The organism is Vibrio sp. 970, assembly GCF_033339075.1.
In genome coordinates this window covers 57858-70929 of sequence record NZ_JAWOTW010000005.1, presented here as the reverse complement: position 1 = coordinate 70929, position 13072 = coordinate 57858, and the positions used below count along the sequence as shown (strand labels likewise).

Annotated in this window: 10 protein-coding genes; 7 read left to right on the top strand and 3 right to left on the bottom strand. The window is 44.8% G+C overall.

The window, feature by feature from the left end:
- Positions 1 to 180: 180 nt before the first annotated feature.
- The 3 genes from R7Q11_RS09095 (at position 181) to R7Q11_RS09085 (ending at position 4392) form a co-directional block, all read left to right on the top strand.
- Positions 181 to 1905 (top strand): acetolactate synthase 3 large subunit, encoded by a 1725-nt coding sequence (locus tag R7Q11_RS09095; RefSeq protein WP_005379695.1) that lies wholly within the window; start codon positions 181 to 183, stop codon positions 1903 to 1905.
- A gap of 1 nt (position 1906) precedes the next feature.
- Entirely contained in the window at positions 1907 to 2401 is a 495-nt protein-coding gene (gene ilvN / locus R7Q11_RS09090; protein WP_005379697.1) for an acetolactate synthase small subunit, read from the top strand.
- A 110-nt stretch (positions 2402 to 2511) separates the two neighbouring features.
- Positions 2512 to 4392 (top strand): diguanylate cyclase, encoded by a 1881-nt coding sequence (locus tag R7Q11_RS09085; RefSeq protein ID WP_053349687.1) that lies wholly within the window; start codon positions 2512 to 2514, stop codon positions 4390 to 4392.
- A 54-nt stretch (positions 4393 to 4446) separates the two neighbouring features.
- Here R7Q11_RS09085 and R7Q11_RS09080 read toward each other — a convergent pair whose 3' ends face one another.
- Both R7Q11_RS09080 and pykF read right to left on the bottom strand, forming a co-directional pair.
- Positions 4447 to 5133, bottom strand: a complete 687-nt coding sequence (locus R7Q11_RS09080; protein ID WP_081248147.1) for a GntR family transcriptional regulator — start codon at positions 5131 to 5133, stop codon at positions 4447 to 4449.
- 157 nt (positions 5134 to 5290) lie between these two features.
- Positions 5291 to 6703, bottom strand: coding sequence for a pyruvate kinase PykF (gene pykF, locus R7Q11_RS09075; protein WP_005392243.1), 1413 nt, complete (start codon positions 6701 to 6703; stop codon positions 5291 to 5293).
- Positions 6704 to 7136: 433 nt separating this feature from the next.
- Here pykF and R7Q11_RS09070 point away from each other — a divergent pair, with 433 nt between their 5' ends.
- Positions 7137 to 7898 carry a DeoR/GlpR family DNA-binding transcription regulator gene (locus R7Q11_RS09070; RefSeq protein ID WP_005379701.1) on the top strand — a complete coding sequence of 254 codons (762 nt, stop codon included), beginning with the start codon at positions 7137 to 7139 and terminating at the stop codon, positions 7896 to 7898.
- Between the two features lie 110 nt (positions 7899 to 8008).
- Positions 8009 to 9841, top strand: a complete 1833-nt coding sequence (gene glmS / locus R7Q11_RS09065) for a glutamine--fructose-6-phosphate transaminase (isomerizing) (RefSeq protein ID WP_017820261.1) — start codon at positions 8009 to 8011, stop codon at positions 9839 to 9841.
- Positions 9842 to 9925: 84 nt separating this feature from the next.
- On the opposite strand, the gene R7Q11_RS09060 is transcribed toward glmS, so the two are convergent.
- Positions 9926 to 11008 (bottom strand): glycerol dehydrogenase, encoded by a 1083-nt coding sequence (locus R7Q11_RS09060; protein WP_005379703.1) that lies wholly within the window; start codon positions 11006 to 11008, stop codon positions 9926 to 9928.
- Positions 11009 to 11361: 353 nt separating this feature from the next.
- Here R7Q11_RS09060 and dhaK point away from each other — a divergent pair, with 353 nt between their 5' ends.
- The gene (gene dhaK, locus R7Q11_RS09055) at positions 11362 to 12420 is read left to right on the top strand and encodes a dihydroxyacetone kinase subunit DhaK (RefSeq protein ID WP_138938979.1); all 1059 of its coding nucleotides are present in this window, start codon (positions 11362 to 11364) and stop codon (positions 12418 to 12420) included.
- A gap of 15 nt (positions 12421 to 12435) precedes the next feature.
- Positions 12436 to 13071: a dihydroxyacetone kinase subunit DhaL gene (gene dhaL / locus R7Q11_RS09050; RefSeq protein WP_005379705.1), complete on the top strand. Its 636-nt coding sequence runs from the start codon at positions 12436 to 12438 to the stop codon at positions 13069 to 13071.
- Position 13072 lies beyond the last annotated feature (1 nt).

Sequence of the window (13072 nt, the reverse complement as noted above, 5' to 3'; positions counted from 1 at the left end):
AGACCCTTTGATAATAAAACGTTACATTTGTTGGGTAACCTTGCGGGATGTTATGACGAACGCAAGACATAGCCGAAAACGTGGAAGTATTTCGATTAGGCTACGAATAAGACCTAGACTATGTAAAACCAGACCAATCCGTTGACCTTACGGTGAGGAAACTGGCTAAGGAGAGCAATTATGACAGCAATGTTGTCAGGCGCAGAGATGGTGGTTCAATCTCTGATAGAAGAGCACGTAGAGCAGATCTTTGGCTACCCAGGTGGCTCTGTTTTGGATATCTACGATGCACTGCATGCCAAAACCGATCAAATCAAACACGTACTTGTAAGGCATGAGCAAGCCGCCACTCATATGGCAGATGGTTACGCTCGAGCTACCGGTAAACCGGGTGTCGTACTTGTGTGCTCGGGGCCGGGCGCGACCAATACCATTACTGGTATTGCCACGGCTTATATGGACTCTATCCCAATGATCGTTATCTCGGGTAACGTACCGAATAGCCTAATTGGTAATGATGCTTTCCAAGAGTGTGACATCGTCGGTGTCTCCCGCCCAGTGGTCAAACACAGCTTTTTAGTAAAAAAAGCGGAAGATATTCCTGAAACAATCAAAAAAGCGTTTTATATCGCGACTACGGGTCGACCTGGTCCAGTTGTGATTGATTTGCCAAAAGATGTGATGAACCCGCAAATCAAACTGCCTTATCAATATCCAGAAACGCTTTCAATGCGTTCTTACAAGCCGACAACTTCGGGCCATAAAGGCCAGATTAAAAAAGCGCTTAAATCGCTATTAGAAGCGAAAAAACCAGTGCTTTATATCGGTGGTGGTGCGGTGATTTCTGGCGCCCATGAACATATTTTAGAGCTTTCCGACAAACTGAACCTACCAGTAGTGAGTACTTTGATGGGCTTGGGGGCATTCCCGGGTACACATAAAAACTCACTGGGCATGTTGGGTATGCACGGCACTTACGAAGCTAATATGGCAATGCATGAAGCGGATCTTATTTTTGGTATCGGTGTGCGTTTTGATGACCGTACAACCAACAACCTTGAAAAGTACTGCCCAAACGCAAAAGTGATGCATATTGATATCGATCCGTCATCGATCTCGAAAAACGTGAAAGTGGATTTGCCGATCGTAGGTTCTGCGGAAAAAGTGCTGACAACCATGCTCGGGCTGCTTGCAGAGCAAGGTAGTGGAAATGATCAAGATGCTATCACCGCATGGTGGGATGACATTCAAGTATGGCGTGACCGCAACTGCTTGTCTTATGAAACGTCTCCAGAACGAATCAAGCCACAGCAAGTAATTGAAACGCTGCACAAGCTAACTAATGGCGACGCATATGTGGCGTCTGATGTGGGCCAGCATCAGATGTTTGCGGCGCTGTACTACCCATTCAATAAGCCGCGCCGTTGGATAAACTCTGGTGGTCTTGGCACCATGGGATTTGGTCTTCCGGCTGGCATGGGCGTGAAGTTTGCCATGCCACAAGAAGAGGTCGTGGTTGTGACTGGTGACGGCAGTATTCAGATGAATATTCAAGAATTGTCGACAGCCATGCAATACGACATTCCAGTGAAGATCATCAACCTGAACAACCGATTCTTAGGCATGGTAAAACAGTGGCAAGACATTATTTATCAAGGACGTCACTCTAATTCTTACATGAGTTCTGTTCCTGACTTTGCAGCGATTGCAGAAGCTTATGGTCACGTCGGTATTCGTATCGAAACGCCTGATCAGCTCGAAGAAGGGCTACAAAAAGCGTTGGATATGAAAGATCGTCTGGTGTTTGTGGACATCAACGTAGACGAAACCGAACACGTATACCCGATGCAAATCAAAGGTGAGGGTATGGATAAAATGTGGCTAAGCAAAACGGAGAGAACTTAATATGAGACACATTATTTCATTGCTATTGGAAAACCAACCGGGTGCGTTGTCTCGTGTTGTTGGTTTGTTCTCTCAACGTGGTTACAACATTGAATCTTTGACGGTATCACCGACTGATGATGAAACCCTGTCGCGAATGAACATTACCACGACATCTGATGAGATGCAGTTGGAACAAATTCAGAAGCAGTTACACAAATTGATCGATGTGCTGAAAGTGCAAGAAGTCACCGAGTATGAGCACATTGAGCGTGAACTGATGATGGTGAAAGTGAAAGCCAGTGGTTTTGCGCGAGCAGAAGTGAAGCGGACGGCAGACATCTTTCGTGGCCAGATCGTGGATGTCACGGCTTCACAATACACCGTACAACTTGCGGGTACGAGTGAAAAGCTAGATGCCTTCATTCAAGCGATATCCGAAGTGACCGAAGTTGTCGAAGTTGCTCGTAGTGGTGTCGTTGGCATTGCGCGAGGAGAGCGAGCCCTCAAACCTTAACTCTCTGATTGCATATAGAAAAGCCACTTAATCTAAGTGGCTTTTTTGTTTAGAAAATAACAATTAATGATATAATTGTCGTTTTAGTAAGCATGATAGGCATTAGACGTGTGAAAGTACCTAAGCGAGTCGGCACCTTATTGGCGACAGCACTATTTTTTAGTGCACTCACTGCCGCTTACTACTATCAGAAATATCTGACGTTGTTAGAAAACAATGTTGAGAACACCGCTCAAGAAGCGTTACATCAATTGGCCTATACTGGCCGTGAATACAGCAATATTCAGGATCAAATCGAAACGATCAGTGACCTACTTGGTCACAGCCAAAGTCTGTATGAATATCTGCGCCAACCTAACCGGGTGAACCGTTCCATCTTAGAAGACATGTGGATCTCGGTCGCAATCAATCAAAAGTTGTATAAGCAAATTCGCTTTCTTGATGTTTCTGGTCGAGAAAAAGTGAGGATTAATTATGATATTGAAACAGGCGCTGCGTTGCCCGCGATCAAATTGCAAAATAAGTCAGAGCGAGATTACTTTCAATTCGCTAAGAACTTAGACGATGGCGAAATCGCTTCGTGGGGGATAGGTTTAGAACGAGAGTATGGCGAGTTAGTCTATCCCTATAGTCCGTCACTGCGTATTTTGATGCCTATTTCGCTTAACGGAAAGCGCGAAGGGTATCTTGTGCTTAATGTTGATATTGACTATTTATCCTCTCGACTCAACTATTCGTCAGTGCTTGATTTCCATATTGAGCTGATTAAGAGTGACGGATTTTACATTGATAGCCCTAAATCAGCTCGTTTGTATGGCCATATAATTCCCGCTCGCTCTCAATTTAATTTTGGCCGGATGTACCCAAACATTTGGCGTAGTTTAAATTCAAAAGATTCGGGCTATGCTTACAATGGTTCGAATTTGGTCGCGTATCGCACCATCCAGTTTGTTTCTAGCGAACCTCTTCATCTGGTTATTGATCTTACCAATGAGCAGTTATTATCCCGAGCTCAGAGGGACATTGATGACTTAATCCAAGAAGCGTTTTTTGTTCTAAGTTTGGTGCTCGGCTTCACTTTGCCGACGGCAGCCCTTGCTCTGCATTATCGGCGTCATAGTATGGAATCGAAGTTGGCTCGAGCTGCTCTTGATGGTATGACTGCGGTGATGATCTCGGATGCTTCACATAGAATCATCATGGTTAATCAAGAGTTTGAAAACATGATGGGTTACTCAACCAAGCATGCCCAAGGTTGGAGTGCACATCATTTAATTCTCTTACCTGAAGATCTCGAAGCAAACCTGAGTATCTGGAAAATACTGAAGAGTGAACACGTATGGGAAGGGGAGATTCGTTGTCGAACTAAGTTTAATCAAGTCTTTACCGCAATAATGCGTATTCAGGCGAATTTAACCAAATCAGGTAAAGTGAGTTATTACATTACGTCGCTGGTGGATATCTCTGGGCAAAAAGAGTTAGAAGAAAAATTACGAAACCTAAGCGAAAAAGATGGCTTGACGGGGTTGTGGAACCGCCGAAAATTTGAAGAGCAATTGGCGCAATATGCGGGGATTATTGAACGCTATCCTGATAGCCCTCCTGCTTGTTTGGCGTTGTTTGATATTGACCACTTTAAACGTATTAATGACGAGCTTGGCCACGACGAAGGAGACAAGGTGATTTGTAGTGTCGCAGAAACCCTCCTAGAAGAAGTCCGCAGCACAGACTTTGTATCTCGTGTCGGTGGTGAGGAATTTGCAGTGATTATGCCGCATACAACACTAGAAGAGGCTGAAATTGTATTGAACAGGCTACGTGTCGCGGTTCAAATGCGTAGTGATAGAGGCATTACTGTCAGTGCTGGGTATAGTGATTTAACCTCTGATCGTACAAGAACGTATAAATGTGCTGATATTGCTTTGTATGAGTCAAAAAGTGCAGGGCGTAACTGCGTATCGCTATGTCATAGTTATGATGATATTGCTTAGTGCTTTTACAAAAACGAAAAAACGGGGATAGACCCCCGCTTTTTAGTCTCAGCGTTATTCGCTAGCCAGTATGCGACATTGGTTGTCGATGGCGGCTTCGATACACTGTATTGACTGTCTCAAATAACGCTCTAGATAACCTAAAGCATCCTGACTCTTTTTGTCTAGCGATGCCTTCATCAGTATTTCTTGCTCATCGAGATTACAGTGCCCAGGGTTCCCTGTGCCTAAAATCTGCATCGCGAAGTATTGGTAGCGTTTAATTTGCGTGAGTAGATCGTGGAAAAAACCAAACATATTGACAGAGCCAGCACCTTCAAACAGCGCAGTAAGAAACTGATTTTGGCGCTCTTCCCATTCCCTCCAACAAAAGCTTTCGCCAGGTTTTACTCGGGATAACTTGTGATAAGCAGTTAGTACATCCAGTTCCCATTTTTCATCGCCAATCATAATTGCCTTACTGAGTAAGCATGCGGAGACCATTTGCAGGCTTTCGTACAAGTCATGTAACTCATCTTTACATACAGGTGCAACCCAGCAGCCTTTTTGCGGCTCGAGTTTGACGTATTTGCTCCAAGATAATTGCACCAATGCTTCTCGAATGGGTGACGCTCCTACGTTGTACTTCTCTTTGAGTTCGGCAACCACGAGTTTTTGACCTGGTTTAAGCTCGCCATCGAGAATATCCTGACGGATCATTCTTAATACTTTGTCGGTAAGAGTGGGACTAGACACATACACCTCATAGAAACTTTAATCGTGACGATAAAATTAAACAGTACGAAATTCTGATAGAGGTAAATAATACAATTAGCCTATTATGAGAGCAAGAAAGCCATATAAAAAAGGAGGGCATAAGCCCTCCTTCTCAAGAAACTGAAGTGTTAAAAGTTCAGTCTTATAGTACGTGTACAGAAGCTGTGTTCGTAGTACCTGAAGCAACTAGAGCGCCAGAAACCATAACAACGATATCGCCTTTGTTACCTAGACCTGATTCTAGAGCAAGTTCTTTACCCGCTACGTAGAATGCGTCAGTGCTTTCGATTGAATCAACAACTACTGGAGTAACACCTTTAGTTAGAACTAGCTGTGCAGCAGTTTTCTTGTTAGTTGTTAGCGCTAGGATGTTTGCAGTTGGGAAGTACTTACGTACTGAACGTGCAGACTTACCACCTTCAGTTGCAACAACGATAAGTGGAGCAGCTAGTTTCTCAGCTGTGTCTACTGCACCTTTACATACTGCTTCAGTGATACGTAGGCGTGGGCTGTCTAGACGAGAACCTAGTTCAGCTTTTAGCGCTGAGTCAGTACGGTTCGCGATTTGAGCCATGATAGTTACCGCTTCAACAGGGTATTTACCTTTCGCCGTTTCACCAGAAAGCATTACTGCGTCAGTACCGTCCATTACCGCGTTAGCAACGTCGCCTGCTTCCGCACGAGTAGGACGTGGGTTGTTGATCATAGAATCAAGCATTTGAGTTGCTGTGATAACCATCTTACGTGCACGGTTACATTTCTCGATCATCATTTTCTGAGCGAAGATTACTTCTTCAGCTGGGATTTCAACACCTAGGTCACCACGTGCAACCATGATGCCGTCAGAAAGCTCTAGGATCTCGTCGAAGTTATCAACACCTTCTTGGTTTTCGATCTTAGAGATGATGTGGATGTTCTCGCCGCCGTTTGCAGCAAGTACTTCACGGATTTCTTGAACGTCAGACGCTTTACGGATGAAAGAAGCTGCTACGAAGTCAACGCCTTGCTCACAACCAAATTTAAGGTCGTTCTTATCTTTTTCAGATAGTGCAGGTAGGTTTACAGAAACGCCAGGAAGGTTAACACCTTTGTTTTCGCCTAGTGCACCGTTGTTAAGAACTTTACATTTAACTTCAGTTTCAGTCTTAGAGATAACTTCCATCTCGATTAGACCGTCGTCTACTAGGATAGTGTTACCTACGTTTAGGTCTGCTGCGAAACCAGCGTAAGTTACTGCAACTTTATCTTTGTTACCTACAACTGAAGTGTCAGTTGTGAAAGTGAATTCTTGACCTGCTACTAGATCAACATCGTTACCGCCTTCTAGCTTGATAGTGCGGATTTCTGGACCTTTAGTATCTAGAAGAATTGCTAGTGGTTTGCCAGTAGCTTCCATTACTTTACGGAAGTTCGCGATACGAGTGCCGTGTTCTTCGTAGTCACCGTGAGAGAAGTTAAGGCGCATTACGTTCATGCCTGCGTTAACTAGTTCAGTTAGCTTCTCTACAGATTCTGTTTTAGGGCCAATCGTACATACGATTTTGGTCTTTTTCATGGAAGATACTCTCCGGTAAGTATAGTTACAATTTGAAAGTCGGTTATTTACTCTGAAGTCAGGACGTTTTTGATGACATTTAGTACCTGTCACCCACCGATTTTTCGTCTCATTATTAGAACTTCAGATTCTGAAAGTCTTTCACCAAGTTTAGTCATTTTATGACTAAAAGATCGGCGATTTTGGTTACCTTTTTGTGACTAATCCCACTTTATATGCAGAAAGTTGCAAAAAAATAGCCTTCAATTCTGTAATTTTTTTTCTTTTCGGTGGCGAATTCTACCACTGAATGAATCCAATATCACTGTTTAAGAATTGTCTTAGGACAAGGTTTTATCGAGAAATATTAATTTTTTGGATCGAAATAAATGGACTTAAAAGTTTCGGTTTGACTATAATAAGTTTCACATCGAAACTTAAAATCAAAACTTAAATGTCGAAACGAAACACTCAATTAAGAAGACACGCCATTTCTAACTTGGTTTCTGAACTAGGAGAAGTCAGCGTTGATGAACTTGCTCAGAAATTCGAAACCTCAGAGGTCACGATTAGAAAGGATTTAGCTTCTTTAGAGAAAAACGGCCAACTTCTACGCCGCTATGGCGGTGCGATTGCTATCCCAAAGGAAGTCATTCACGAAGAATTGGGCGCTAATGTTTCGACTCGAAAGTTAAGCTTAGCAAAAGCAGCAGCATCATTGATTCGCGATCATAATCGCATCGTGATCGACAGTGGCAGCACGACTGCCGCGCTGATTCAACAGTTGAATGACAAACGTGGCTTAGTGGTCATGACCAACTCGTTGCATGTTGCTAACGCCCTAAATGAATTAGAGAGCGAACCGACACTGCTGATGACTGGCGGTACTTGGGATACGCACTCAGAGTCCTTTCAAGGCAAAGTGGCCGAATCTGTATTACGAGCTTACGACTTTGACCAACTATTCATCGGTGCGGATGGCATCGATCTCGAGCGTGGAACCACGACATTTAATGAGTTGGTTGGCTTAAGTAAGGTAATGGCAGAAGCGTCACGTGAAGTGATCGTAATGATCGAGTCCGAAAAAATCGGCCGTAAGATCCCAAACTTAGAGCTCGCTTGGCATCAAGTTGATGTGTTGGTGACCGATGCAGATATCCAAGCAGAGCATAAAGTACAGATTGAACAACATGGCGTGAAAGTCATTTGCGCCTAATAATGTAATCAGTTTCATATTTTACTTCCCTCTGGATAAAGGCCTTTGCTTGCTGCCTCTATTTGAAATCATGGCTAGGGAAGAACAAAACTACAAACGGAGATAAACACATGTGTGGAATCGTAGGTGCAGTAGCACAACGAGATGTTGCAGAAATTTTGGTTGAAGGTCTACGCCGCTTAGAGTACCGCGGTTACGACTCTGCTGGCGTTGCGGTTGTTGATGGCGAATCAAACCTAACGCGCGTTCGTCGCTTGGGTAAAGTACAAGAATTGGCTGATGCAGTAGAAGAAGCAAAAGTGATCGGCGGAACTGGCATTGCGCACACTCGTTGGGCGACGCACGGTGAACCTTCTGAAATCAATGCTCACCCACACATGTCTGGTGATATCGCAGTGGTACATAACGGCATCATCGAAAACCATGAAGAGCTGCGTGAGTTGCTTCAATCTCGTGGCTATGTGTTTGAATCGCAAACGGATACAGAAGTTATCGCACACATGGTTGAGTGGGAACTTCGTACTTCAGAAACGCTATTAGAAGCGGTACAAAAAACAGCAAAACAACTTGAAGGCGCATACGGCACGGTAGCGTTGGATAGCAAAGATCCTTCACGCATCGTAGTAGCGCGTTCAGGCAGCCCGATCGTGATCGGTTTTGGTGTAGGTGAAAACTTCCTAGCGTCTGACCAACTTGCATTACTTAACGTTACGCGCCGTTTCATGTACCTAGAAGAAGGTGACGTAGCAGAAATTACTCGCCGTGAAGTCACTGTGTTTGATGCAACGGGTGAGCTAGTTGAGCGTGAAATTGTTGAATCTAATGCAGAGCATGATGCAGGTGATAAAGGCCAATACCGTCACTTCATGCAAAAAGAAATCTATGAGCAACCTAAAGCGTTGATCAACACAATGGAAGGTCGTATCACGTCAGATTCTGTTGTGACAGACGCGATCGGTGTGCACGCGGCAGACATTCTAAGCAAAGTAGAACACGTACAAATCGTGGCGTGTGGTACGTCTTACAACGCAGGTATGACGGCACGTTACTGGTTTGAAGACATTGCAGGTGTTAGCTGTGATGTAGAAATTGCGTCTGAATTCCGTTACCGCAAGTTTGTGACTCGCCCAAACAGCCTATTGATCACGTTGTCTCAGTCTGGTGAAACCGCTGATACGCTAGCAGCACTTCGCCTAGCAAAAGAGAAAGGTTACATGGCAGCGATGACCATTTGTAACGTAGCTGGCTCTTCTCTGGTTCGTGAATCAGATTTTGCGTTCATGACTCGCGCTGGTGTTGAAATCGGTGTGGCTTCAACCAAAGCGTTCACGACTCAACTTTCTGCACTACTTATGCTGGTAACGGCACTAGGTAAAGAGCAAGGCCGCATCAGCAAAGAGAAAGAAAAAGAGATTGTTGAAGCGCTGCATGCACTTCCTAAGCAAATAAACGCGGCACTTTCTTTCGAGAAAGAAATTGAAGCACTAGCAACGGATTTTGCAGACAAGCACCACACATTGTTCCTAGGCCGTGGCGAGTTCTACCCAATCGCGATGGAAGCGTCTCTAAAACTGAAAGAGATCTCTTACATCCACGCAGAAGCGTACGCGGCGGGTGAACTAAAACACGGTCCTCTGGCTCTAATTGATGCTGACATGCCAGTTGTTGTGGTTGCACCAAGCAACGACCTACTTGAAAAGCTAAAATCAAACGTTGAAGAAGTGCGTGCGCGTGGCGGCCTTCTATACGTATTCGCAGATGCAGATGCAGGCTTCGAAGGCGATGAGACAATGAAGATCATCACGATGCCTCACGTTAGTGAAATCACGGCGGCGATCTACTACACCATCCCTATGCAGTTGCTGTCTTACTACGTAGCACTGATCAAAGGTACGGACGTAGACCAACCACGTAACCTAGCGAAAGCGGTGACGGTTGAGTAATTACGCTTAACAGCAAAAATCCTGAGCGGCACATGCGAGAGTATGTGCCGCTTTTTTATTTAAGCCCACTTTAAGGGGGGGGAGTTATTGACCCAACTGGTGAGCGGTTAGAATTGCAGAGTAGACATTTTCTGCCGTCACTGGGAATGGCATATTGTGGATGGTTTCTCCCTCGGCCGTTGAGGCTTCGGCGACCTCGCGCAACTTAGCGTGGTTAAGCTCTTTAACGCCCATATCAAATAAGTTGGTTGGTAGACCTACAGAGCGGCAGAATGCAAGAACCGTATTAATCTCTTCCATCGCTGCGTTTTCTAGTACCAGCTGAACAAGTGTGCCGAACGCGACTTTCTCACCATGATAGAGATGATGACACTCTTCAAGCTTAGTTAGGCCGTTATGAATAGCGTGAGCACCCGCTAGACCACTGCTTTCAAAACCGATACCGCTTAGGTATGTATTGGCTTCAATAATGTTTTCTACCGCTTTGGTGCTCACACCATTTTCTACCGCAGCTTTTGCTTTTACACCATCTTCAAGCAAGGTTTCATAGCAAAGTTTCGCAAGCGCTTGTGCTGAACGCGTCGCTAACCCACCAGCCATTGTTGCCTTACCAGAAGTCATGTTGGCACGAGCTTCAAAGTAGGTGGAAAGCGCGTCGCCCATCCCCGATACAAGTAAGCGAACAGGGGCTTTGGCGATGACTGACGTATCCATGATGACCATGTCTGGGTTTTTAGGGATCATCAAATATTCTGCAAATTCACCTTCAGGTGTGTATATCACCGCAAGCGCTGAGGTTGGCGCATCAGTCGAGGCAATCGTAGGAACCACCACGACAGGAATTTTGGTGTAAAACGCAACAGCCTTTGCTGTATCTAACGTTTTACCACCACCAATACCGACAATGACATCGTGTTTCTGAGTGGCACAAATGTCCGTGATGCGTTCAATCTCAACGCGCGAACATTCGCCACCAAAAATGTTCATAGTGAGTGGAAGCTTTTCGTCAGCAAAACTTTGCTTGACGTCATCACCAACCAGGTTAGTCACGAACTCATCGGCAATTACTAACGGACGTTCACCCAATGTTTTCACATAGTGAGCGATAGATGTAAGTACTTGTTCACCTTGGACGTATTTGCTTGGGCTGATAATAATTTTGTCCATAATTCAAACCTTTAACCTTTTTTATGTGTGTTTTGGACTGCAATGAATATCCATTGTAGGGATAAGGTTTATATTAGGTTTGGTGTGGTAAGTGGTGAAGGATATCTCTGGTTTTGTTCCATGCTTTTATGACCTCTGTGTCAAACCGACTGTCAGAAGTAATAAGCATCAGCATGCTTTATGGCGACGATCACTATTCAGGAAAATTTGTCGTTTTACGTTTCATATTGAAACAAAAATGCCGAAGATTTCGTTTCAATATGAAACGGATTGATTTTTGTTGAGCACGCTTTTTCTCTGTTTAAGATGAATTCATACCCTACATAAAAATATAAATGGAATGAGATAGAACGATGAAAAAATTAATTAACCAAGTTGATGATGTTGTATTGCAGCAAATGGAAGGCCTGGCATTGTCCCGCTCTGAGCTAAAAGCGAACTACGAACCTCGTTACATGTGGCACGAGGAAACACCGGGGCAAGTGGCACTGGTTTCTGGTGGTGGCTGTGGTCATGAACCTTTGCACGCTGGTTTTATTGGTAAAGGCATGCTGACAGGCGCCTGCCCAGGAGAGGTATTTACTTCACCTACGCCTGATCAAATGTACGAATGTGGCAACCAAGTGAATACCGGTGAGGGCGTGCTGTTTATCATTAAAAACTACACTGGTGATGTGTTGAACTTTGAAACGGCCGTGGAGCTCCTTCATACCGATGGTATCAAAGTTGGGTCGGTGTTGGTGGATGATGATGTTGCAGTTAAAGACAGCCTGTATACCGCTGGTCGCCGTGGCGTCGCTGGAACGGTATTGGTTGAAAAGTTAGTTGGGGCTGCCGCGAGCAAAGGTTATTCGTTGGAGCAATGTGAAGCACTGGCTCGTCGCGTTAATAACCACTGTCGTTCATTTGGCGTGGCGCTTAATGCTTGTGTTGTACCCGCAGCAGGTAAACCATCTTTTGTTCTGGAAGATGATGAAGTGGAGTTTGGTGTTGGTATCCATGGTGAACCAGGTATCAAGCGAGTGAAATACACCGATGTCGATACGTTAGTGGATGAAATGTTTGCTGAAGTTGCTGAAAACACACCTTATCAGCGCACATTGCGTATTTGGAATCGTGACGAAGGTGAATGGGATGAAGTGGAATCCAGCATTGAGCCTTTCGCCGCTGAACACGACTACATCGTGATGGTGAATGGTATGGGTGGTACGCCAACTTCAGAGCTTTACGGAGTGTACCGTCGTCTGGCTCATAACTGCGAGCAAGCAGGGTTCCGTATCGTGCGTAATATGGTTGGTAACTTCTGTACGTCACTCGATATGGAAGGCGTTTCGATTACGTTGCTAAAGGCAGACAAAGAGATGTTGGAGCTGTTTGATGCTCCTGTCGATACGGCCGCGATCAAGTGGTAACAGGGGAGAGCAAACATGCAAATTGAAAAACAACATATCGTTCACTGGCTAGAGTTATGTGCAAAAACGTATCAAGAGAATCAAGATTTTCTGACCGACCTTGATCGTGATATTGGTGACGCCGACCACGGTCTCAATATGAACCGTGGCTTTAAAAAAGTTGCTGAAAAACTGCCGCAATTTGCGGACCAAAATATCGGCAGCATTCTCAAGAATACGGGTATGACCTTGCTTTCTAGTGTCGGTGGGGCAAGTGGCCCGCTGTATGGCACGCTGTTTATTCGTACGGCTGCCGCTGTCGGAACTCGAGAGCAATTAACGTTTGAAGAGTTAGTGGATGCACTAAAAAGCGGTGTGGATGGCGTGGTGTCTCGTGGTAAAGCAGAGCTGGGTGATAAAACCATGTGTGATGTTTGGTTACCCGTTTTAGTTAGCGTGAAGGCGTCGTTAGAAAATGGCATGAGCGCCGATCACTTACTGAATGAAATGGTTGAGCTAGCAGAAACGAACGCGGTTGCCACGATTGAAATGTTGGCGAAAAAAGGGCGAGCAAGCTATCTGGGGGAACGTAGTATTGGTCACCAAGATCCCGGTGCAACCTCTTCTTTGTTAATGATTAAAGCACTACAGCAGGCAATAGCAGGTAATTAAG

Bases quoted from the DNA above. Each gene is read 5' to 3' on its own strand.
- R7Q11_RS09095 (WP_005379695.1), top strand. From the start codon at position 181: ATGACAGCAATGTTGTCAGGCGCAGAGATGGTGGTTCAATCTCTGATA.
- ilvN (WP_005379697.1), top strand. From the start codon at position 1,907: ATGAGACACATTATTTCATTGCTATTGGAAAACCAACCGGGTGCGTTG.
- pykF (WP_005392243.1), bottom strand. From the start codon at position 6,703: ATGAAAAAGACCAAAATCGTATGTACGATTGGCCCTAAAACAGAATCT.
- R7Q11_RS09070 (WP_005379701.1), top strand. From the start codon at position 7,137: ATGTCGAAACGAAACACTCAATTAAGAAGACACGCCATTTCTAACTTG.
- glmS (WP_017820261.1), top strand. From the start codon at position 8,009: ATGTGTGGAATCGTAGGTGCAGTAGCACAACGAGATGTTGCAGAAATT.
- R7Q11_RS09060 (WP_005379703.1), bottom strand. From the start codon at position 11,008: ATGGACAAAATTATTATCAGCCCAAGCAAATACGTCCAAGGTGAACAA.
- dhaK (WP_138938979.1), top strand. From the start codon at position 11,362: ATGAAAAAATTAATTAACCAAGTTGATGATGTTGTATTGCAGCAAATG.
- dhaL (WP_005379705.1), top strand. From the start codon at position 12,436: ATGCAAATTGAAAAACAACATATCGTTCACTGGCTAGAGTTATGTGCA.